18 protein-coding genes and 2 pseudogenes are annotated in these 21,122 nt (G+C 65.3%); 17 read left to right on the top strand and 3 right to left on the bottom strand.

Features of this window, described 5'->3' with window-relative positions; translation table 11 throughout:
• Nucleotides 1-49: 49 nt before the first annotated feature.
• Nucleotides 50-1,282: an MFS transporter gene (locus ABIC51_RS32525; RefSeq protein WP_208451237.1), complete on the top strand. Its 1,233-nt coding sequence runs from the start codon at nucleotides 50-52 to the stop codon at nucleotides 1,280-1,282.
• Between the two features lie 196 nt (nucleotides 1,283-1,478).
• Nucleotides 1,479-2,213, top strand: a pseudogene (locus tag ABIC51_RS32520) (amidase family protein); the annotation flags it as partial.
• Nucleotides 2,214-2,425: 212 nt separating this feature from the next.
• Here the strand turns inward: ABIC51_RS32520 and ABIC51_RS40925 are convergent.
• Nucleotides 2,426-3,163 carry a helix-turn-helix transcriptional regulator gene (locus ABIC51_RS40925; RefSeq protein WP_027789324.1) on the bottom strand — a complete coding sequence of 246 codons (738 nt, stop codon included), beginning with the start codon at nucleotides 3,161-3,163 and terminating at the stop codon, nucleotides 2,426-2,428.
• A 456-nt stretch (nucleotides 3,164-3,619) separates the two neighbouring features.
• Between ABIC51_RS40925 and ABIC51_RS32510 the strand changes: the two genes are divergently transcribed.
• Nucleotides 3,620-4,678 (top strand): porin, encoded by a 1,059-nt coding sequence (locus tag ABIC51_RS32510; RefSeq protein ID WP_226127932.1) that lies wholly within the window; start codon nucleotides 3,620-3,622, stop codon nucleotides 4,676-4,678.
• Nucleotides 4,679-4,745: 67 nt separating this feature from the next.
• Here the strand turns inward: ABIC51_RS32510 and ABIC51_RS32505 are convergent, their stop codons facing one another.
• Nucleotides 4,746-6,137, bottom strand: coding sequence for an aminotransferase-like domain-containing protein (locus tag ABIC51_RS32505; RefSeq protein ID WP_006405206.1), 1,392 nt, complete (start codon nucleotides 6,135-6,137; stop codon nucleotides 4,746-4,748).
• A 381-nt stretch (nucleotides 6,138-6,518) separates the two neighbouring features.
• On the opposite strand from ABIC51_RS32505, the gene ABIC51_RS32500 reads away from it, so the two are divergent.
• The 14 genes from ABIC51_RS32500 (at nucleotide 6,519) to ABIC51_RS32435 (ending at nucleotide 20,610) form a co-directional block, all read left to right on the top strand.
• Entirely contained in the window at nucleotides 6,519-7,001 is a 483-nt protein-coding gene (locus ABIC51_RS32500) for an MSMEG_0572/Sll0783 family nitrogen starvation response protein (RefSeq protein WP_006405208.1), read from the top strand.
• A gap of 19 nt (nucleotides 7,002-7,020) precedes the next feature.
• Nucleotides 7,021-8,043, top strand: a complete 1,023-nt coding sequence (locus ABIC51_RS32495) for a Nit6803 family nitrilase (protein ID WP_175897565.1) — start codon at nucleotides 7,021-7,023, stop codon at nucleotides 8,041-8,043.
• Nucleotides 8,036-9,106 (top strand): MSMEG_0568 family radical SAM protein, encoded by a 1,071-nt coding sequence (locus tag ABIC51_RS32490; protein ID WP_027789320.1) that lies wholly within the window; start codon nucleotides 8,036-8,038, stop codon nucleotides 9,104-9,106. The genes ABIC51_RS32495 and ABIC51_RS32490 overlap by 8 nt, the downstream gene beginning before the upstream one ends.
• A 2-nt stretch (nucleotides 9,107-9,108) precedes the next feature.
• Nucleotides 9,109-9,669: an MSMEG_0567/Sll0786 family nitrogen starvation N-acetyltransferase gene (locus tag ABIC51_RS32485; protein ID WP_175897564.1), complete on the top strand. Its 561-nt coding sequence runs from the start codon at nucleotides 9,109-9,111 to the stop codon at nucleotides 9,667-9,669.
• Nucleotides 9,666-10,649 carry a sll0787 family AIR synthase-like protein gene (locus tag ABIC51_RS32480; RefSeq protein WP_175897563.1) on the top strand — a complete coding sequence of 328 codons (984 nt, stop codon included), beginning with the start codon at nucleotides 9,666-9,668 and terminating at the stop codon, nucleotides 10,647-10,649. Before ABIC51_RS32485 ends, ABIC51_RS32480 begins: the two co-directional genes overlap by 4 nt.
• The gene (locus ABIC51_RS32475) at nucleotides 10,646-11,830 is read left to right on the top strand and encodes an MSMEG_0565 family glycosyltransferase (protein ID WP_175897562.1); all 1,185 of its coding nucleotides are present in this window, start codon (nucleotides 10,646-10,648) and stop codon (nucleotides 11,828-11,830) included. The genes ABIC51_RS32480 and ABIC51_RS32475 overlap by 4 nt, the downstream gene beginning before the upstream one ends.
• Nucleotides 11,831-11,839: 9 nt before the next feature.
• Complete coding sequence (locus tag ABIC51_RS32470) at nucleotides 11,840-12,124, top strand: MSMEG_0570 family nitrogen starvation response protein (protein WP_021156903.1); 285 nt, start codon at nucleotides 11,840-11,842, stop codon at nucleotides 12,122-12,124.
• Nucleotides 12,125-12,180: 56 nt separating this feature from the next.
• Nucleotides 12,181-13,482 (top strand): MSMEG_0569 family flavin-dependent oxidoreductase, encoded by a 1,302-nt coding sequence (locus ABIC51_RS32465; protein ID WP_027789316.1) that lies wholly within the window; start codon nucleotides 12,181-12,183, stop codon nucleotides 13,480-13,482.
• Nucleotides 13,483-13,487: 5 nt separating this feature from the next.
• The gene (locus ABIC51_RS32460; protein WP_226127928.1) at nucleotides 13,488-14,321 is read left to right on the top strand and encodes a Pnap_2097 family protein; all 834 of its coding nucleotides are present in this window, start codon (nucleotides 13,488-13,490) and stop codon (nucleotides 14,319-14,321) included.
• A complete protein-coding gene (gene scpA, locus ABIC51_RS32455; protein WP_175897561.1) occupies nucleotides 14,318-16,459 on the top strand; it encodes a methylmalonyl-CoA mutase in 2,142 nt (713 codons plus the stop codon). The genes ABIC51_RS32460 and scpA overlap by 4 nt, the downstream gene beginning before the upstream one ends.
• A gap of 203 nt (nucleotides 16,460-16,662) precedes the next feature.
• Complete coding sequence (locus ABIC51_RS32450) at nucleotides 16,663-17,589, top strand: TauD/TfdA dioxygenase family protein (RefSeq protein WP_175897560.1); 927 nt, start codon at nucleotides 16,663-16,665, stop codon at nucleotides 17,587-17,589.
• Between the two features lie 48 nt (nucleotides 17,590-17,637).
• A complete protein-coding gene (locus ABIC51_RS32445; RefSeq protein ID WP_175897559.1) occupies nucleotides 17,638-18,669 on the top strand; it encodes an ABC transporter substrate-binding protein in 1,032 nt (343 codons plus the stop codon).
• Between the two features lie 67 nt (nucleotides 18,670-18,736).
• On the top strand, nucleotides 18,737-19,726 hold the full coding sequence (locus ABIC51_RS32440; RefSeq protein ID WP_175897558.1) for an ABC transporter ATP-binding protein: 990 nt from the start codon (nucleotides 18,737-18,739) through the stop codon (nucleotides 19,724-19,726).
• Complete coding sequence (locus ABIC51_RS32435; protein ID WP_027789310.1) at nucleotides 19,723-20,610, top strand: ABC transporter permease; 888 nt, start codon at nucleotides 19,723-19,725, stop codon at nucleotides 20,608-20,610. The genes ABIC51_RS32440 and ABIC51_RS32435 overlap by 4 nt, the downstream gene beginning before the upstream one ends.
• A gap of 276 nt (nucleotides 20,611-20,886) precedes the next feature.
• Here the strand turns inward: ABIC51_RS32435 and ABIC51_RS32430 are convergent.
• A pseudogene (locus ABIC51_RS32430) lies at nucleotides 20,887-21,030 on the bottom strand (c-type cytochrome); the annotation flags it as partial.
• Nucleotides 21,031-21,122: the final 92 nt, after the last annotated feature.

The following is a 21,122-nucleotide window of genomic DNA, read 5'->3' as shown; positions in this document are numbered from 1 at the left end:
CTTTGAAAAAGCAGCCATTCAATCACGACGATATATTTAGGATATCGATATGAACTACAAACAAAATCGAGAATACGAATGGAAGATGGTCATCTTTCTTGCGGTGCTGTTCGGCATCGTTGGACTCGATCGCCTGGTCATCGTGTATCTGTTTCCGGTTCTTCTGCCGGAGCTCAAACTGAACAACACGCAGGCGGGCGCAATCGCGTCGGTTCTCGCGTTGACCTGGGCCATTTCGACATGGGTGCTCGGGAGTCTGTCCGATCGCCATGGGCGTCGCAAGATTCTGCTGGGGTCTTCGATCTTCTTCTCGGTGATGACCTCCTTTACCGGCGTCGCCAAGTCGTTCCACAGCATGCTGCTCGTGCGAGGCCTCCTTGGCGTGGGCGAGGGCGGCGTCTTCAGCGCCAGCGTCGCGACGATCGACGAAATATCGACGCCGAGCCGGCGCGGCTTGAATCTGGGCATTCATCAATCGTTTTTCCCGCTTCTGGGTATCGGCCTTGGACCGATCATCGCTACCCAGCTCGTGATGCACATGCGCTGGGAGTGGGTGTTTTTCGTGCTCGGTATTCCGGGGCTTTTGCTGACGTTCCTGATCGGCAGGACCATGCGAAAGACGGAAGCCGGTCGCGACAGGCAAGTCCGGGTGGCCTCGGGCGGCCCGTTGACCGTGCTGAGATACAAGAACATCTGGTTGACCACGGTCATCGGATCGCTCTTCCAGACGGGCCTGTTCGTGTTCTCGACGTTCGTCGCGCTCTATCTGACCAAAGTCGCGGGCCTCAGCCTCGGCACGGTCGGTTTGATCATTTCCGGATGGGGTTTCGGCGGGTTCATCGGAATGGTCGCCGTTCCGGCGATATCGGATCGGCTCGGGCGGCGCATCGTGCTCGTCGTCTCGGCGGCTTGCTATGGCATCCTGATGTTGGCGTTCGTTCTTTGTCACGCTTCTCCGATCGTGATGTTCATCAACCTCTTTGCTGCCGGGATTTGCGGCTTCGGCATCGCACCTCTCTTTCTTGCCGTGATTCCTTGCGAATCCGTACCGTCCACGCTGACCGGTTCGGCCGTAGGCGTTCCGACCGCTGTCAGTGAACTCATTGGCGGGGTCCTGATGCCCGTGGTTGCAGGCGGGCTTGCCGACACGTTCGGTCTGGGTTATCCGATGCTGATCGTCGGGGGCGTGTCGTTGGTGAGCGCGCTCGTGGGGATGTTCCTCGATGAAACGGTGCCCGCTGCGACGTCGAAGCATTCCGTCTCGAACATCGACGCGGCCTGAACGTCCGTCGAAGCGCAGGCGGATTTCAGATCGTTGCGCGGACTCGCGCGATCGAGGCCGCCTGCGTCGGCCGCGGGCGGTACCCGCGGCGATGAGTGGCGCTGCCAGGGTTGGCTACGCCATCGTCATTTCTGACGATGCGCTACAAAAAAGCCGACGCGCAATCTACGAAGACCGAAATGCACGAGAGACGTAGATGCCAACCCTGCCGCAGCTTTCAGTCGTCGACGCAAAAGGCGCGATCGATCGACGCGAAATCGCCTGGCTGGAATACGTTCAGGCGCTGGTGGATCAACACGCCAAAACCGAGTCGCTGAACGGGTTCGTGTTTTTCGACCGTGACGCGCTGTTGCAAGCGGCGCGGGAACACGATGAATCGCTCGTAGCCCGAACGGGCCGGTTGCCGCTTTCCGGCATTCCATTGGCCATCAAGGACAACATCGACTGCGCGGGCATGCCGACCGCCGCGGGAACGGCAGCGCTCCGCGACGCCGTACCTCGAGCTAACGCACCCGTCGTGGCACGCGTGATCGACGCGGGAGCGTTGGCCGCCGGCAAAGCCAACATGCACGAACTCGCTTTCGGCTGCACCAACGACAACGGATTTTTCGGCCCGGCCCGCAACCCGTATGACCCGTCCAGAATTCCAGGCGGAAGCAGCGGCGGGTCTGCCGTGCTGGTGGCGAGTGGTGCGGTGCCGGCGGCGCTCGGCACCGACACGGGCGGATCGGTGCGCATACTGGCGGCGCTGTGTGGATTGGTCGGCTTTCGTCCGACGCACGGACGCTATCCGTCCGGAGGTGTCGTGCCGATATCGCCCACGCGTGACACGGTCGGCCCGATCGCCCGCACCGTCGCCGACGTGATGTTGCTGGACGAGATCTTGTCCGGAAACGGTTCAGCGCTTCCCGCGGTCGACGATACACGTGGCTTTCGCCTGGCAGCTCCCTATTCGACGTTGTGGGAGGGGCTGTCACCCGACGCCCGGCCGGTACTCGAACGTGCGCTGCATGCAAGTGCCGCGGTGGGCGTTGGAGGGGCTCGTGCCGGCATCGGTACGAAACCGTATTGGCGGTTTAGTCTCTTGTATCGGACGATTTGTCGCGTCGCGCGTACGTGGCCGTCGACCGCGCCGTTCGATCGTCATGACGGCGGGGACGTTCCGGCCGCAGCGACGGAGGCAGCAAGCTCCGCGCGGTTGGAGAATCCCTTCTTGTCCATGATCCGCCGCAAATGGGTGCGCACGGTCGACAGGCTGATGCAGAGAAGACGGCCGATATCCTGATCGGTACAACCCTTTGCGACCAGCTGGGCGATTTCGTTCTCACGGTCCGTGAGCCCTGTCGCGCTGCCTGTCCGGCGTTTGATCGCGCGGCAAAGGAACGGCTCGATCGCATCGAGCACGAGTTTGTCGCGCATCTCGAACTCAGGCCGATTCCTCGTTCGCCAGATTCTCAGGTCGCTGAGCTGGCGTTCGCCGTCGAAGACAAACACGTTGATTCCGTGATGCAACCCATCCTGCGCGAGAAACTCGTTGTAGAACTCGCTTTTCTCCAGTGCAGGCCGGTCCATCACTTCTTCCACCAACGTGGCCCTGCGCCGCTTGCAGAGTTGCGCCGTCATCGGGTCATTGTGCTGGTACCAGCTCGTGTAGCGACGCACGTGATCCGAGTCGACGTTGACTGCAATCGGGTCGGCGTACATCCCTTTTTCGGCATCCCAGTTGTAGGAGACGCAGAAATCGGATCGCAGCAGCCGGGTCAGGTCTGACAAAACGACGCGCCTGACATCCACGATCGGCCCGAGCTCCTCGAGCCGCCCGATGATGTCACCGAAAAGTCGGAGTTCGTCGAGCGTGAGATCGTGAACTTGTGGCTTCAAGGGTGCCTCATCGGTAGGTGGAATCGGGAGACAGCATGCGCAACAGCCTCGAAAGACTGGTTCGCATTACACATCAAGCATAGCAAGGCAAAAAATCCCGATCAGCAACGAACTTCACTGCCGTTGCCTGTCCGTTGTATTCATGCCGCAGTCAGGTCCACTGCCTATTGCAGATCGGAAGGGATGTTCGCGAGGGCGCCTGAATTTCTTGAGCGCGGGCTCAGGCCGAGTTTCCCCTGTCGATATTTCTAACGATGGGGCTCAAAAAACGGTGCTCATAGAGTAGATGCGCAGTGGGAAGCGGACGTGCCGAGACTGTTCGTTGTAGCGAGGCAAGCTGGAGGATTACCCGGAGACGCCTGCCCATTGACCAAACGATTCCGATGCATTTCCAGCGGGACGTTTTCCTCAGTCATTTTCGTCAACGAAAGCTACGCATAAAATTAGGAAAGCGATATGGATACGGTCATCAAGCGAAGCATGGTGGTGTGCGCCGCGGTCGGATGCGGCGTGGCACATGCACAGTCCTCAGTGACGCTGTACGGGCTGGTGGATGCGGGTATTACGTACACGAACAATGCGACATCGAGCACCGGACATGGCGCGCTCGTGCAGTTTGCATCCGGGTCTTCGCAGGGAGATCGCTGGGGGCTGACGGGTAAAGAGGACCTGGGTGGCGGACTCAAGGCGATCTTCACGCTCGAAAGCGGCTTTCAACTTTCCAACGGGGCCTTGGCGCAGAGCGGGCTTTTGTTCAATCGCGCAGCCTTCGTCGGCCTTGACGGACGCTTCGGCACGCTGACGCTCGGGCGGCAATACGACTTCATCGGCGATATCTTTCCGGCGTACTCGATTGCGGGAAATACGGCAGCGGGCATCCTGGGGTGGGGAATCCCGGCGTATGCGGCTGGCGGATATACGCTCGATAACCGACTGTGGGGCGATAACGTCAACAACTCGGTGAAGTATCTTTCGCCGACGATTTCGGGTTTCAGCGTCGGCGCCATGTATGGTTTCGGCAACGTCGCCGGCTCGTTGGGCACCAACAGCTCGATGAATTTTCTGCTGAACTACAGCCAAGGCGGGCTCGCCGCATCGCTGTCGTATTTCAAGCAGCATAACGCGACGTCTTCCGCGAATTTGACCGAATACGCCGGCGGTGCAACCTACAGCCTGGGGAAAGCGCAGATTTTTGGTGTCGTGACCGATGTTCAGTTGAGCAGCGGCACCCGGGCTCGGGCGCTGACCTACGACGGTGGCATGACTTACTTCGTCAAGCCCGATATTTCGCTTGGAGCAGGGTTCCAGTTTCAACAGCGCAACAACGGCGTCGGCAGCGCGAACCAGGTGACCATCGGGGCGGATTACTTCATTTCCAAGCGAACGGACGTGTATTTCGTTGGCGCGCTCGCGCATGATCATGCACACGGCGCGCAAATCGAAGCAGCGCTCGGATCGCCGTCCAGCTCGAGTTTTCAGACTGCGGCACGGATCGGCATTCGCCACAAGTTCTGACGGTCGCGGGTCGAGCGCGATGGCGAACCGGGGGGGCGCCTATTTGTCTTCGACGCGGTATCGGCCGCTACATCGCCGCACCATAAAGATGATGCGCGTCGGTCAGTGCATCCGCGACGAGTTCCAGGCCGTCCCGGCACTGCTCCCGATCCTGCGGCCCGCCAAGGCAGATACGGATCGCCGCCGGCGGGTCGCCGTCCGTCGAAAATGCCGCGCTCGCCACGGCGGCGACGTTTCGACTCCGCAGATGCTGCGCCAGATCCGGTGCGGTCCATAGGCACTCGCCCGGAATCGGCAACCAGAGATGGAAACCGTCGGGGTGGGCATCGAAAGGCCATGCGCCGAGAATCCGGCCCGCGATCGCCTGCCGTGCATGCGCCTCCGATCGAATTGCGGCCAGCATCTCGCTTGCCGTGCCGTCATTGATCCACTGGGTAGACAGCAGCATCGTGAACGGGCTCGGCATCACGGTCGTGGCGCGCAGTGCGCCGGCGATCCGCTGTGCTTCGCGCACCGTCGGCGCGAGCAGGTAAGCGATGCGCAACCCGGCGCCGAAGTTCTTCGACATGCCGGTCACGTAGTAGGTCAGTTCTGGCGCCAGCAGCGCCAGCGGGGGCGGCGCGCTCTGCGGCAGCATCGCATAGGCATCGTCCTCGATGATGGGCACGTTGTAGCGTGTGGCGATATCGGCCAACGCTTCGCGGCGCCGGAACGGTATCGTGAGCGTGCTCGGGTTCTGTAGGGTCGGGTTGCAGTACAGTGCAGCGGGCTGTCCGCTTCGGCAGAGCGATTCGAAGGCGTGCGGCAACGGCCCGTCGTCGTCCCGCGGCAGCGGCTGTAACCGCACGCCCAGTTGCGATGCGATGGCCTTGATGCCGGGGTAAGCGAGCGAATCGAGGCAGATCGAGTCGCCGCGGCTTGCAAGCCGGGAAACGAGCGCGACGAGGGCGCTGTGGATTCCCGGGCAAACGAGCACGGTATCGCTGCTGCAGCCGGGCAGGCGATTGGCCAGCCATGCGCGGCCGGCGGCGCGATCCGCCGGTGTGCCGCCGAAATCCTGATATCGCATCAATTGGTAAGGGTCCGCCGCGGCGAACAATGCGGCAGCCGATTCCTGCAGTCGCCCGGCCATCTCGGGCGGCTCCGGTGGCATGTTCATCGACATCTCGATGCTGCTCCCGCCCGACAGCGGGATCGTCCGGGTTGGGCCGCGCACGAACGTACCGCTTCCTGCCCGTGTATCGAGCAAGCCGCGCCTGCGGGCTTCAGCATACGCGCGGGCCACCGTCGTGTAGTTCAGGTTCAGCGCACCGGCGAGATCGCGCAGCCCGGGTAGGCGGTCGCGTGGTTTCAGCCGGCCCGCCGCCAGGTCTTCCTCGATCAGGTCGGGGATCAGCAGGTACGCCGGCTTCCTGCTTTCCAGGAGTCGCTTCGACCAATGATGGATTATGTAATCCATACCTGTTTCCATTTGATGATTCATCAAAACGTTAGCATGGCGCATTAATCGGAAATATCTATATCGCCATTCTGAAGCCAGATGATTGCATTGATCGCATCATGTATCGGATTGATGCATGGATGCACGCTCGATGCGCACGCATGCTTGCTGGTTGCTTCACACGGGTGCGCGCCGTCGCCCGGACGGGACACTTCCTGTCCGAACCGCATTCGGTCACGCAAGGATCGGACCGGCTGCATCGGCATTTATCGATTGAATGATCGGAGAGTGATCGCATCAGGTCGGTGCCTGGTTGGCATATGCGTTGCGTTAATGAGATTGCCCGGACTCGAAAGTGTTCGGGAATATCACTGAACTCATTATCAAACGGAGCGTGCCATGCCCGCAGTCAATCAGCCGTTGCACAAGAAGGGAGATTTCCTCGTCGATTACGAGGAAAAGGTGTTCGAAGACGTCAAGGCGGAACCGGGCGAGAAAGCGCTCGTGACGTTCCACACGGTTGCGTTCGAGGGATCGATCGGCTTCGTGAACCTGCTGCAGGCGACTCGCCTGCAACGCAAGGGATTCGAGACGTCGGTGCTGCTCTATGGCCCCGGCGTGACGCTCGGCCTCCAGCGCGGGTTTCCGACGCTCGGCGACGAGGCGTTTCCCGGTCATCTGAACTTCAACAAGCAACTCGTCAAGTTCATGGAAGAAGGCGGGAAAGTCTACGCGTGCCGTTTTGCGCTGCAGGCGCTCTACGGGCATGGCGAAGCGTCGCTGATCGAGGGCATTCGACCGATCAATCCGCTCGACGTGCTGGATATCCAGCTGCTTCACCGCAAGGAGAACGCGCTGGTTATCCATACCTGGACCGTTTGATCGAATGACGGGTGCCATCATGTCCGACAAACGCATCGTCCGGGCGGCAGCCGTCCAGATCGCTCCCGATCTGGAACGCGCCGGCGGCACGCTCGACAAGGTCTGCGCGGCGATCGACGAGGCCGCCGGCAAGGGCGTCCAGCTGATCGTCTTTCCCGAAACATTCGTGCCGTATTACCCGTACTTCTCGTTCGTGCGGACGCCGGTCGCATCCGGCGCCGATCACATGCGGCTGTACGAGCAGGCCGTGGCGGTGCCGGGCCCCGTGACGCATGCCGTTGCGGAGCGCGCGCGTCTGCACGGGATGGTGGTCGTGCTCGGCGTGAACGAGCGCGACCACGGCAGCCTGTACAACACGCAGCTGATCTTCGACGTCGACGGGCGCCTCGCGGTGAAGCGCCGCAAGATCACGCCGACGTTTCATGAGCGGATGATCTGGGGGCAGGGCGACGCGGCCGGACTCAAGGTTGCGCAGACCGGTGTCGGACGGGTCGGTGCGCTCGCGTGCTGGGAGCACTACAACCCGCTCGCCCGTTATGCGCTGATGACCCAGCACGAGGAAATTCATTGCAGTCAGTTTCCCGGCTCGCTGGTCGGCCCGATCTTTGCGGAACAGATCGAAGTCACGATCCGCCACCATGCGCTGGAAGCGGGCTGCTTCGTCGTCAATGCGACCGGCTGGCTGACGGACGCCCAGATCGAGTCGATCACGGGCGATCCGAATCTGCAGAAGGCCCTGCGCGGCGGATGCAATACCGCGATCGTGTCACCGGAGGGGCAGCATCTGGCCGAGCCCTTGCGGGAGGGCGAAGGGATGGTGATCGCCGACCTGGACATGTCGCTGATCACCAAGCGCAAGCGAATGATGGATTCGGTCGGCCACTATGCACGGCCGGAACTGCTGAGTCTTGCCATCAACGATCGGCCGGCGACGACGGTGACCCCGATGGGGATCGGCGTGCGGGCCGCACGCGACTTCGAGGGACATTGCCATGAGCGCGAACGCGAAACCGTCGGTGCAGAGCCGGCAATTGATGACTGAACTGCAGTCGGTCGGGCTGCGCCTCGCGGATCCGCGGGTGGGCGCCGCGAGCCGGCGCGGCGGCGCCGGGCCGTCCGATCACAAGGCCGTGACGGTCGACGGCGTGACCATCATGGTGCCGGTGCACACGAGTACCGCGTGGGATTCGCCGTTCGTCGCGGCGGCGCCCGATGCGGCGGGCGTCAGCCTGCTCTCGCGCGGCACCATCCCGATCGCGAGCATCAGCTTTCCGTCGAGCCCGCGCTTCTACGCGTTGCAGACACTGGAGGGCGTGCCGTATTCGCACATCGCGACGCTGCATGGCGCCGACGTGCTGGCGACCACGGTGCTGCAGACCTGCATTCGCTACGAGAGCCGGCGCAAGACCTGCCAGTTCTGCTCGATCGGCCAGTCGCTCGCGGCCGGCCGGACGATCGCCCGCAAGACGCCGGAACAGCTCGCCGAGGTTGCGCGCGCGGCGGTCCTGCTCGACGGCGTCAAGCACATGGTGTTGACGACCGGCACACCACCGACGCCGGATCGCGGTGCGCGCGTGCTGTGCGAAAGCGCGTTCGCGATCAAGGCGGCCGTCGATCTCCCGATCCAGGCGCAATGCGAGCCGCCGGACGACGACAGCTGGTTCGACCGGATGAAGGCAAGCGGGATCGATACGTTGGGCATGCATCTGGAAGCCGTGACGCCGGCGGTGCGCGAACGGATCATGCCGGGCAAGGCGAGCGTGCCGCTGTCCCGATACATGGCGGCATTCCGCGCGGCCGTCGGCGTGTTCGGCCGCGGCCAGGTCAGCACCTACATCCTTGCCGGGCTCGGCGACAGCGCGGCCGCGATCCTCGACATGTCGCGTGAACTGATCGGGTTGGGCGTGTATCCGTTCGTCGTGCCGTTCGTCCCGATCAGCGGCACGCCGCTGGAGAGTCATCCGGCGCCGTCGCCGGAGTTCATGCGGGCGGTGCTCGAACCGCTCGGCGCCATGCTGCGCGACGCCGGCATGCGCTCCGCCGACATCAAGGCAGGCTGCGGAAAGTGCGGTGCCTGCTCGTCGCTTTCGACCTACGAGGGGTGAGCATGTACTGCGCAGAGATGGGACTGGCCGACTGCCGCGACACCTACCGGCCCGCCGAATACCGGATCAAATGGGCGGCGCTTCCGTGGGAAATCGACGAAGCGTACAAACTGCGCCTGGCGGTGTTCTGCATCGAGCAGGGGATCTTCGCCGGCGACGATCGCGACGATATCGATCGCCACGCGCAACTGCTGGTCGCAGTCAGCTGCTGCGCGGGGCTGCCCGAGCAGGTGGTCGGCACGGTGCGGATTCATGAAACCGTGCCCGGAACCTGGATGGGCTCGCGGCTGGCGGTGCATCCGGCATTTCGCAGGCAGGGCAGGATCGGCTCGATGCTGATCGCACTTGCCGTCAGCAGCGCGCATGCCGAAGGTTGCCGGACCTTCGTCGCACACGTGCAATCGCAGAACGTGCCGCTGTTTCGTCGGCTTCACTGGGATGCGCTCGGCGAGGAAACGTTGTTCGGACGTCCTCATCAACTGATGCAGGCCCGGCTTGCGCACTATCCGCCGTGCGGCACGCCGTTCGAGGGTTTCGTCCTGCGCTCGGAGGGGCGGCCATGAGTGTCGACGATCGCATCGCGACGCTGCGCGCAAGTCGCGGCTTCCAGCACAAGCACGACATCTCCGGCGTGGTCGCATCGCTCGCGGCGTCATTGCCGAACGGCGAGCGGGATCTTGCACAGGCGGTGGCACTCGGCGACGACTGCGCGGCGATTCCCGACGCGGACGGTTACCTGCTGTTCGCGATCGAGGGCATGGTCGGCGATTTCGTCGAGTCGATGCCGTGGTTCGCGGGGTACAGCGGCGTGATGGCGAACATCAGCGACATCTACGCGATGGGCGGGCGGCCGATCGCCGTCGTCGATGCATTGTGGAGCGACGGAATCGACGCCGCGCGGCCGGTGCTCGCCGGGATGGCCGCGGCTGCGTCGGCGTATGGCGTGCCGATCGTCGGCGGCCACAGCAACACGCGCAGCGCGCAGGGGCAGCTTGCGGTATCGATCCTGGGCCGGGCCCGCGCGCTGCTGTCGAGCTTCAGCGCGCGGCCGGGCGATCGCCTGATGATGGCGGTCGACCTGCGTGGCGCATTCGAGGATCCGTATCCGTTCTGGAATGCGTCGGTCGGCGCGCCGCCGGCCCGGCTGCGCGGCGATCTCGAGATCCTGCCGGCGTTGGCTGAAGACGGGCTGTGCGATGCCGCGAAGGATATCTCGATGGCGGGCGTGCTCGGTACGGCGCTGATGCTCGTCGAATGCTCGCGCGTCGGCGCGCGCATCGAACTCGACGCGATCCCGCGTCCGCCCGGCGTCGATTTCGATCGCTGGCTGATGGCCTTTCCGAGCTACGGGTTCCTGATGTCGGTCCGGCCGGCGCATGCCGACGCGATCGTGGAGCGCTTCGCGGCGCGCGGGCTCGCGTGCGCCGTGATCGGTGATATCGACGCAACGCGCGAGGTCGTCGTCGAAGAAGCGGGCGAAACGGCGGTGCTGTGGGATTTCCGGATCGAACCGTTCATGACCGGCGGCGGAGGTGTCCGATGAGTGGCGATGCGTTGCGCATCGCGCTGCTGACCCATTCGGTGAATCCGCGCGGCGGTGTCGTGCACGCACTTGAACTCGCCAGTGCGCTGCACGAAGCGGGAAGCGACGTCACCGTGTTCGCGCCGGCCGCGCCGGGCGAGGCGATGTTCCGCGATGTCCCGTGCCGCGTCGTGCTGGCGCGTGTCGATGGCCGCCCTGGCAGCATCGCGGAAATGGTGTCCGCGCGGATTGCCGCGATCAGGCGCGCGTTGCTGGAGCACGAGGCGGGCGGGTTCGACGTTCTGCATGCACAGGACAGCATCACGGGCAATGCGCTGGCCGAGTTGCGGCAGGCAGGCGCAATAGACGGCTTCGTACGGACCGTGCATCACCTCGACGTATTCGACGACCCGCAGCTCGAGCGCTGGCAGGAACGTGCGTGGCGCGCGGCGGACCAGGTGCTGTGCGTGAGCGCCGTGTGGGCGGCCACGATGCGCAAGACGTTCGGGGTCGACGCAAGCGTGGTGCCCAACGGCGTGGACGTCGCCCGGTTCGCTCGTACGGACCAGGCGGACATGCAGGCGGTGCGGCAGCGGTACGGCCTGCACGGCGGCCCGATTGTCCTGGCGATCGGCGGGATCGAGGAGCGGAAAAACTCGATCGCGTTGCTCGAGGCGTTCGCCCGATTGCGCGGCACGATGCCCGATGCACGGCTCGTGATCGCGGGCGGCGCGAGCCTGCTCGATCACGACGCATACGCGCGCCGCTTCGTCGCGCGCGCCGCTGCCCTCGGGCTGGGGATCGGCGTCGACGAACCCGTCGTGTCGACGGGGCCGCTCGACGACGCGGCGCTGGTCGCGCTGATGCACTGTGCCGACGTGGTGTCGATGGTGTCGGTCCGAGAGGGATTCGGTCTGGTCGTGCTCGAGGGGCTTGCTTGCGGAAAGCCCGTCGTCGTGTCCGAAATCGAACCCTTTACCGAGTATCTGGACGAGCACGCGTGCGTGTGGGCCGATCCCGGCGATGTGGATTCGATCGCCGACGCGCTGCGCGACGCGCTCTCGGGACGGCGTGTTCCCGATTTCGCACATGCCGTCCCCGCTGTGCTGAACCGCTACTCATGGGAAGCGAGTGCGCGAAGGCATCTGGATATCTACCGGGCCCGGCTGGCGCAGCGTGCGCGAGTCGTGTCCACTGAATGAGGAGGAATCATGCCGGTCATGCATTTTCGGGTTCGTTGGCCCGATCAGTCGGAAACAAATTGCTATTCGCCTTCGACCGTCGTGTCGGAATTCTTCACGCCCGAGACGCAGTACGCGCTCGACGACTTCGTCGAGCGAGCCCGACGCGCGCTGGGTATCGCGTCCGATCGCGTCCGCGAGAAATACGGATTCGCGTGCTCGGCCGCGATGGACGAGCTGGCACGGATCGAAGCGAACGCGGAACGATTCGCGCCGCAGGGCGACGCGACCGTGACCGTCATCGAACTCGTTTGAGGCGTAAGGCACGCAGGAATCCACTGTCCTCTTCAACACACATTCAGGACTGCATCATGTCAAGCGAACCCGTTGTTTCATCCAGCCTCCCGGAATCCGATTCCCATCTGCGCGTAGCCGTCATCGGCGGCGGGCAGGCGGGGTTGTCGATCAGCTACTACCTGAAGCAGGCTGGTATCGATCATCTCGTATTCGAAAAGGAGACCGTGACGCACACGTGGCGCAAGCAGCGCTGGGACGCGTTCTGTCTCGTGACGCCGAACTGGCAGTGTGCGCTGCCGGGCTATCCGTATCGCGGTGCCGACCCGCACGGCTTCATGACGAAGGACGAGATCGTCGAGTATCTCGACGGATTCATCCGCAGCGTCGATGCACCGGTGCTGGAACATACCGCCGTCGAGCGTGTGACGCGCGACGCGGACGGACGTTATCGCATCGCGACGTCGCGCGGCGCGTACACGGCGGATCAGGTCGTCGTTGCATCGGGCGGCTACCATCGGCCGATTGTGCCGCGGATGGCCGAGCGGTTGCCGGCAACGATCGTGCAGATCCAGTCGTCGGAATACCGGAATCCGGCCGCATTGCCGGACGGACCGGTTCTCGTGGTCGGATCGGGGCAGTCGGGCGCGCAGATCGCGGAAGACCTCCACCTCGCCGGGCGAAAAGTGTTCCTCGCGGTGGGCGATGCACCGCGCTGTGCGCGTTTTTACCGGGGCAGGGACGTCGTCGACTGGCTGGCCGACATGCAGTACTACGACATGCCGGTCGATGCGCATCCGCTGCGCGAAGGCGTGCGCGACAATACCAACCACTATGTGACCGGCCGCGATGGCGGGCGCGATATCGATCTGCGCCGCTTTGCGGCCGAAGGGATGGAACTGTACGGCCGGCTGGAGGATTTCGCGGGCGGGCAGTTGCGCTTCTCCGCGGATCTGTCGGCGCAGCTCGACAGCGCCGACGATACGTACAACCGGATCAATGCCGGCATCGATGCCCATATCGAGAAGAACGGGATCGCGGCGCCGCCGGCGACGCGCTACGAGCCCGTGTGGCGTCCGGCCGGCGAGCGCACGGCGCTCGATCTCGCGGCCAGCGGCATCGCATCGGTCGTCTGGTGCATCGGCTTCACTCCGGATTTCAGCTGGCTGGATGCGCCGGTATTCAACGGCCGCGGTTATCCCGCGCACCGGCGCGGCGTGACGCCGGTTCCGGGGCTCTACTTCGTCGGGCTGCCCTGGCTATATACGTGGGGTTCCGGGCGATTCTCCGGGGTGGCGCGCGATGCCGCCCATATCGTCGACCAGATCCAGGCCGGGACGACGGCCGCGCGGCGCTCGGCCGAAAGCCTGGCCGCCTGACGCCGATGCATACCGCCATCCATCGCTATCGGGCCGGCATGCCGCAACTCGCGCACACGGGGCTCGCGGAGAACTGGCTGCTCAAGGAGTGCGGGCAGCGTCACTGGGACGCGCTGGCCGCGCACGGCGGCCGCGACGTCCCCGAGTTCTTCGACGACGAGGGGCGGCGTGCCTATGCGTCGTTCGTTGCGGTGCACGTCGACATGAACCGCCGTCACGCGATTCGCGAGAACGACACGTTCGCGCTTCATGTCGCGCTTCGCAGGGTCGGCCCGATTCGCCATTTCAGCGAGCAGCGGATCCGGCGCGGCGACGACGAAGCCGGCATCGTGCGGATGATGTCGACGTTCGTGACGCGCGAACACGCCGGCAGCAACCGCTCGGTGGCGAAGGCGCGCATGACCGGCATCGACGGCAGCACCGGACCGGTTCCGGCCGATGCGCTGGCGATGGCGGAACGTGCGAAGAAGTTGCGCGTGCGGGATGCGTCGATCGTGCCGGCGCTCGCCGGCCTCGCGGAGGGCGACGGCGCAAGCGTCTCGTTTCTGCCGTGCCCGAACATGGATTTCAATGGCGCGGACCTGCTTTACTTCGCCAGCTTCCAGGCATTCGTCGACCGCGCGGAATGGCAGCATTACCGCTTCGAGCAAGCCCCCGTGCTGGCGGCGCGTCAACTGTACTTTCATGGAAATCTCGACATCGGCGATTCGTTGACCGTGCGTTTCGCGCGTGCTCGATCGGATGCGGATGGCCTGTTGCACTGGAGCGAAATCGTGCGCGACGGCGACGGGACGAAGATTGCCGATGTGATCACGCAAAAGCGCTGGAGTCGGGCATGAACGAAGCGGCATGCATGGAGCCGGGCACCGGCGTGGAGAACGTCGCGCGGAACGATCGAGGCGCGCGCGCGGTGCCGCTGCGGAAACTCTACACGCGCAGCGATCTCGACGCCGTCGCGCATCTCGACGGCATGCCCGGAGCGTGGCCCTATGTGCGCGGGCCGTACGCGTCGATGTATACCGATCGCCCATGGACGATCCGGCAATACACGGGGCATGCCGACGCCGCGGATTCCAATCTCGCGTTTCGCACGGCACTCGAGCAGGGCGCGCAGGGGTTGTCCGTGGCATTCGACCTGGCAACGCAGCGGGGCTACGACTCGGACTGCGCCGAGGCGCGGGCCGACGTCGGCTTGGCCGGCGTCGCGATCGATACGGTCGAGGACATGGTGCGGCTGTTCGACGGCATTGCGCTCGACGCGACGACCGTGTCGATGACGATGAATGGCGCGGTCCTGCCGATCATGGCGGCGTTCGTCGTGGCCGCCGAGGAGCAGGGCGTGCCGCCCGAGCGGATCGGCGGGACGATTCAGAACGACATCCTGAAGGAGTACATGGTCCGCAATACGTGGATCTTCGAGCCGGAGCCGTCGATGCGGATCGTCGCCGACGTCGCGTTGTGGCTCGCGCGGCATGCACCGCGCTTCAATGCGCTGTCGGTGTCGGGGTATCACTTCCAGGAAGCCGGCGCCGATGCCGTGCTCGAGCTCGCGCTGACGCTGTCGAACGCGCGCGCGTACGTCGACACGCTGGCCGCACGCGGCATGCCTGCCGATGAAGCCTGCTCCCGTTTGAGCTTTTTCTTCGGCGTCGGCAGCGATTTCTATACGGAAATCGCCAAGCTGCGCGCGGCGCGCCTGCTGTGGGCGGAGATCGCACACGCGTGCGGCGCGCGTTCGCCCCGGGCGTGCGCACTGCGCATGCACTGCCAGACGTCGGGCTGGTCGTTGACGGCACAGGAGCCGGAAAACAACATCGTTCGCGTGACGGCGCAGGCGATGGCCGCGGCGTTCGGCGGCACGCAGTCGCTGCACACGAATGCGTACGATGAAGCGCTTGCGCTGCCTTCCGCGGCGGCGGCGCGCCTCGCGCGCAATACGCAGCTGATTCTGCAGCATGAAACGGGACTGTGCGACACGGTCGATCCGTGGGCCGGCTCGTACATGATGGAGTCGCTGACGGACGACATCGCGACGCGCGTGCGCGCCGAGCTGGCCGCCATCGACGCGCAGGGCGGCGTGATCGCCGCGATCGAGTCCGGCTGGGTCAAGCGGCGCTTGCTGCGCGCCGCGGCCGCGACGCAGGCGCAGGTCGATTCGGGGCGCCGGACCGTGGTTGGCGTGAACCGTTTCGTCGCGGACGAACCGACTGGCGAATTCATGGTGTGCGAGATCGACGGCCGTCATGTGCGTGCCGGGCAGGCGCGGCGAATCGCAGCCGTCAAGGCCGCGCGCGATCCGGCGCGGGTTGCGACGGCGTTGCAGCGGCTGGCCGACGCCGCGCGCGACGGCACCGGAAACCTGCTGGCACTGGCGATCGACTGCATGCGGGCACGTGCGACCGTCGGGGAGTGTACGCGCGCGCTGGAATCGGTATGGCCGCGGCATGTCGTGGCGGTGGAAGCGGACGGCAAGGGCGTCTACGGCGAACATCGGCGAGACGACGCTGCATGGCGGGCGGCGAAGGGCTGCGTCGACCGGCTGGCGAAACGCGTGGGACGCAGGCCGCGCATCATGATCGCCAAGCTCGGCCAGGACGGGCACGACCGCGGTGCGGCCGTCGTCGCAACTGCGCTCGAGGACGCCGGATTCGACGTCCTGCGCCTGCCGCTGTTTCAGCAGCCGGCATGTGTGGCGGCAGCCGCGCAGGCGTATGGCGCCGACATCGTGGGCATTTCGTCGTTGTCGGGTGCCCACCTCGAACTGGTCGAAGGGCTACTCGGTGCACTGGCGTCGTATGACGCCGCGATTCAGGTGGTGTTGGGCGGAATCTTTCCCGTGGCGGATGCGCGACACCTGAAGATGAAGGGTGTCGCGGCGACGTTCGGGCCCGGCGCACCGATCGACGCTATCGCCGAAGCGCTGTGCGCATGTATCGAGCGGGCTCGGTGTGGACACCTGGCGGCGGGCGCCAGCTGACGCTTCCTCGTGCGCCGCAACAAGTCCGTGATGGAACGCGTGCGCGATTTCGGCGCGCAACTGCATACGGTATTGCTCGCCGGCGTCGTATGCGCGAGCAGCGATCTTTATCACCGCAGCAGATAAACGTATCCGAATCGCTTCGTTGACGCACGCCGGCACGCCCTCGTAGATTCGCGTTTTGACCGAATCAGGGCCATGCCGTGACGACTACCGCCATTCGCGACGCCGCAACGCTATCCGCTGGACATCCTGCCTTGCGGCCGGACGGCGCGGCGCAGCATTTCGACATCGTGCCGTTCGACGCGCCGCTCGGCGCCGAAGTGATCGGCCTCGACCTGTCGCAACCGCTCGACGCCGGCGACTTCGCGCGCGTCCATCGCGCGCATCTCGATCACCACGTGCTGGTGTTTCGCGACCAGCGCATCACGCCGGACGAGCACATCGCGTTCAGCCGCCGCTTCGGCCCGCTGCAGATTCACGTGCTGCACCAGTTCGCGCTGGCCGGCCACCCGGAAGTGCTGATCGTGTCGAACATCGTCGAGAACGGCAAACCGGTCGGGCTCGGCGATGCCGGCCATTTCTGGCACTCCGACCTGTCGTACAAGGAAAAACCGAGCCTCGGCTCGCTGCTGCACGCGCAGGAACTGCCGGCGGAAGGCGGCGATACGCTGTTCGCGAACATGCATCTCGCGTGGGACACGCTGCCCGCGCACCTGCGCCGCGCAGTCGAAGGGCGGCACGCCGAGCATACGTATCTCGCGCGCTATGCGGAACTGCAGGCGCGCAGCCCGTGGCGGCCCAACCTGTCGCCCGAGCAGATCGCGCAGGTCGAGGCGGTCGTTCATCCGGTCGTGCGCACCCATCCTGAAACCGGCCGAAAGGCACTGTTCGTCAGCGAGCATTTCACGACGCGCATCATCGGCTTGCCCGACGACGAAAGCCGCGCGCTGCTCGACGAACTGTTCGCGCACAGCGTGCGCGCCGAGCACCTGTATCGGCATGCGTGGCGCGACCACGACCTCGTGTTCTGGGACAACCGTTCGCTGATGCATCTCGCCGCCGGCACGCCCGACCACCTGCGCCGCAAGCTGTACCGCACGACGATCGAGGGCGATGCGCCTTTCTGAGCCACGCGCCGCGTCATTCATTCCTGCCCCTTCCTGACCGGAGTTCCGATGTCGTTTTCGTTCTTGCCGGCGCGTCGCGCGCTGGCGGCCACGCTCACCGCCGCACTCGCCTTCGCGGGTGCGATCATCCCGCAAGCCGCGCACGCGGAGGGCCGCATCCGCATCGCCGAGCAGTTCGGCGTCGTCTACCTGATGCTGAACGTCGCGCGCGACCAGCAACTGATCGAGAAGGAAGGGCGCAAGGCTGGCCTCGACATCAAGGTCGACTGGGTGCGGCTGTCGGGCGGCGCGGCCGTGAACGACGCGCTGCTGTCCGGCGCGGTCGACGTCGCGGGCGCGGGCGTCGGTCCGCTCTTGACCGTGTGGGATCGCACGCGCGGCCGGCAGAACGTGAAGGGTGTCGCGTCGCTCGGCAATTTTCCGTACTACCTCGTGAGCAGCAACCCCAACGTGAAGACGATCGCCGACCTGAGCGCGAAGGACCGCATTGCGGTGCCGGCGGTCGGCGTGTCGGTGCAGTCGCGCGTGCTGCAGTACGCGGCCGCGAAGCAGTGGGGCGACAAGCAGTTCGACAAGCTCGACGCGCTGACGCAGGCGATTCCGCATCCGGATGCGACGGCCGCGATTCTCGCGAACAGCAACGTGATTACCGGTCACTTCGGCAATCCGCCGTTCCAGGAGCAGGAACTCGCCGGCAACCCGAACGCGCACATCGTGCTGAATTCGTATGACGTGCTCGGCGGCCCGAGTTCCGCGACGGTGCTGTACGCGACCGAGAAATTCCGCGACGACAACCCGAAGACCTACCGTGCGTTCGTCGCCGCACTGGCAGACGCCGCACGGCAGATCACGGCCGATCCGGAGCGCGCGGCCGACACCTATATTCGCGTGAACGGTTCGAAGATCGATCGCGCGCTGCTGCTGAAGATCCTGCGCAATCCGCAGGTGCAGTTCAAGACCGCGCCGCAGAATACGCTGCCGCTCGCGCAGTTCATGCATCGCACCGGCGCGATCCGCAACGAACCGAAGTCGTGGCGCGATTATTTCTTCGACGATCCGGCGACGACTGGCGGCAGTTGAACGGCGCCGATGCTGTGACGCCGCGATCGACGCTTATGCGTCGGCGCGGTTTCGATATGCGCAATCGATGGTTGGTCCACACGGTGCCCGGCCGTATGTTGACGCTTTTCCCGCAAGAGATTCGATCGTGAACGCCACTTCTCCCCGAACCTGGTTGCCGCCGTATGCGGCACGTGGCGGCGCGTCGCCGGCCACGTCTGCCGTGCCCGATACGCGTGCCGACGATCGCCCGGCCGCGAACGCCGCGCAGGCCGCCACGCACAGCGAACGCCTGCTGGCGATCGACCAGGTCAGCCTCGAATACCGCAGCGGCGCGCGGATCGTTCGCGCGACGCATCAGGTGAGCTTCGACGTGTACGGCAGCGACCGCTTCGTGCTGCTCGGCCCGTCGGGGTGCGGGAAGTCGACGTTGCTGAAGGCGATCGCCGGCTTCATCGAGCCCGTCTCGGGTTCGATCGCGCTCGACGGCCGGCCCGTAAGCGGGCCGGGGCCCGACCGCATCGTCGTGTTCCAGGAGTTCGATCAGTTGCCGCCGTGGAAGACGGTCGCCGAGAACGTCGCGTTTCCGTTGCGCGTCGCCGCGAAGCTGTCGCGCGTCGAAGCACGCGAGCGCGCGCTGCACTATCTCGACAAGGTCGGCCTCGGCGCGTTTGCCGATGCCTATCCGCATACGCTGTCGGGCGGCATGAAGCAGCGCGTCGCGATTGCGAGGGCGCTGGCGATGCAGCCGCGCGTGCTGCTGATGGATGAGCCGTTCGCGGCGCTCGATGCGCTCACGCGCCGCAAGATGCAGGAGGAACTGCTTCGGCTGTGGGACGAGTTCCGCTTCACGCTGCTGTTCGTCACGCACTCGATCGAGGAGGCGCTCGTGGTCGGCAACCGGATTCTGCTGCTGTCGCCGCATCCGGGCCGCGTGCGCGCGGAGCTCAACAGCCACGAGCATTCGCTCGACAACGTCGATACCGGCGACTTCCGCGACAACGTCGCCCGGATTCACCGCCTGCTGTTCGACACCGACGCACCGCACGTACCGACGACCGAGGACGCCGCATCATGAGTACGATCGATCCGGCCCTGCCGCCGCGGCCGCCCGTGCGCGACGAATACACGCGCACGCTCGACGCGCTGCCCGACGCCGAACGCGCGGCGCCCGCGCCGCTGCTGCGCCGCATCGCCGGCGCAGCGTGGTTTCGCCGCAGCGTCATCGCGCTCGTGCTGATCGCCGTCTGGGAGATCGTCGCGCGCATCGTCGCGAACGATCTGCTCGTCCCGACCTTCGGCGCGACGCTGGCTGCGTTCGTGCAGGGCATCGAGTCGGGCGAACTGCTCGTCAAGACGGGCATCTCGATGTCGGTTCTGCTCCGCGGCTATGCGCTGGGCGTGCTGCTGGCGTTCGCGCTGACGTCGCTCGCGGTATCGACGCGCATCGGTCGCGATCTGCTGACGATGCTCACGTCGATGTTCAATCCGCTGCCGTCCATTGCGTTGTTGCCGATCGCGCTGCTGTGGTTCGGGCTCGGCACCGGAAGCCTGCTGTTCGTGCTCGTGCATGCGGTGCTGTGGCCGCTCGCGCTGAGCATGTATACCGGCTTCGCCGGCGTACCCGTCACGCTGAAAATGGCCGGACGCAACTACGGGCTCACCGGCCTGCGCCAGATCGCGCTGATCCTCGTGCCTGCCGCGCTGCCGTCGATCCTGTCGGGGCTGCGCGTCGGCTGGGCATTCGCGTGGCGCACGCTGATCGCGGCCGAGCTCGTGTTCGGCGCGAGCGCGGGGCAGGGCGGGCTCGGCTGGTACATCTTCCAGAACCGCAACGAGCTGTACACGGATCGCGTGTTCGCGGGCCTCGCGGCCGTCATCGTGATCGGGCTGCTGGTCGAGAACCTCGTGTTCGATACGCTCGAACGCGCGACCGTGCGGCGCTGGGGCATTCAGCACTGACGCGTCGGGACGCGGTCAGTCCCGGCGCATGCGTGACGTAAGCTGAAATCGGCCCCTCACGCGGGGCGGGTAGGCCCCAATCCTTGCGGACGGCGCGTCACGTACGCCGCGTGACGGATACCGCGTCGCGCGCTGCCGCGACGTGCCCCGATCCACCGGAACAGGGGCCTGCCGAATGATTGCCCGTAGTGCCGTCGATCCGCGCGACGCATGGCGCGATGCGCGCGGATGGGCTACCTGATGCGGCCGATCCGGCGGCAAGCGGAGCGAGACGCATCATAGCTTGCCCGGCCTCGGGTCAGGCACGAAACCGTCGCGGTTCGGCATCTTCACGCGCGGCAGCGTGCGCGCGTCGAGCCGGGCGTCGCCGGGCACGATGCCGTTCAGGTGGAGGACGTACGCAGTGACCGCATAGACCGACGCATGGCGCGATGCGCGCGGATGGGCTACCTGATGCGGCCGATCCGGCGGCAAGCGGAGCGAGACGCATCATAGCTTGCCCGGCCTCGGGT

This window comes from Burkholderia sp. 572 (assembly GCF_040545135.1).
GTDB classification, from domain to species: Bacteria; Pseudomonadota; Gammaproteobacteria; order Burkholderiales; family Burkholderiaceae; genus Burkholderia; species Burkholderia cepacia.
Note: the sequence above shows the minus strand (reverse complement) of the source record. Positions and strands in the feature narration are given on the sequence as shown.

Bases quoted from the DNA above. Each gene is read 5' to 3' on its own strand.
- ABIC51_RS32500 (WP_006405208.1), top strand. From the start codon at position 6,519: ATGCCCGCAGTCAATCAGCCGTTGCACAAGAAGGGAGATTTCCTCGTC.
- ABIC51_RS32490 (WP_027789320.1), top strand. From the start codon at position 8,036: ATGACTGAACTGCAGTCGGTCGGGCTGCGCCTCGCGGATCCGCGGGTG.
- ABIC51_RS32445 (WP_175897559.1), top strand. From the start codon at position 17,638: ATGTCGTTTTCGTTCTTGCCGGCGCGTCGCGCGCTGGCGGCCACGCTC.
- ABIC51_RS32485 (WP_175897564.1), top strand. From the start codon at position 9,109: ATGTACTGCGCAGAGATGGGACTGGCCGACTGCCGCGACACCTACCGG.
- ABIC51_RS32465 (WP_027789316.1), top strand. From the start codon at position 12,181: ATGTCAAGCGAACCCGTTGTTTCATCCAGCCTCCCGGAATCCGATTCC.
- ABIC51_RS32510 (WP_226127932.1), top strand. From the start codon at position 3,620: ATGGATACGGTCATCAAGCGAAGCATGGTGGTGTGCGCCGCGGTCGGA.
- ABIC51_RS32460 (WP_226127928.1), top strand. From the start codon at position 13,488: ATGCATACCGCCATCCATCGCTATCGGGCCGGCATGCCGCAACTCGCG.
- ABIC51_RS32480 (WP_175897563.1), top strand. From the start codon at position 9,666: ATGAGTGTCGACGATCGCATCGCGACGCTGCGCGCAAGTCGCGGCTTC.
- ABIC51_RS32525 (WP_208451237.1), top strand. From the start codon at position 50: ATGAACTACAAACAAAATCGAGAATACGAATGGAAGATGGTCATCTTT.
- ABIC51_RS32440 (WP_175897558.1), top strand. From the start codon at position 18,737: ATGGTTGGTCCACACGGTGCCCGGCCGTATGTTGACGCTTTTCCCGCA.
- ABIC51_RS32475 (WP_175897562.1), top strand. From the start codon at position 10,646: ATGAGTGGCGATGCGTTGCGCATCGCGCTGCTGACCCATTCGGTGAAT.
- ABIC51_RS32435 (WP_027789310.1), top strand. From the start codon at position 19,723: ATGAGTACGATCGATCCGGCCCTGCCGCCGCGGCCGCCCGTGCGCGAC.
- ABIC51_RS32495 (WP_175897565.1), top strand. From the start codon at position 7,021: ATGTCCGACAAACGCATCGTCCGGGCGGCAGCCGTCCAGATCGCTCCC.
- ABIC51_RS32470 (WP_021156903.1), top strand. From the start codon at position 11,840: ATGCCGGTCATGCATTTTCGGGTTCGTTGGCCCGATCAGTCGGAAACA.
- ABIC51_RS32505 (WP_006405206.1), bottom strand. From the start codon at position 6,137: ATGGATTACATAATCCATCATTGGTCGAAGCGACTCCTGGAAAGCAGG.
- scpA (WP_175897561.1), top strand. From the start codon at position 14,318: ATGAACGAAGCGGCATGCATGGAGCCGGGCACCGGCGTGGAGAACGTC.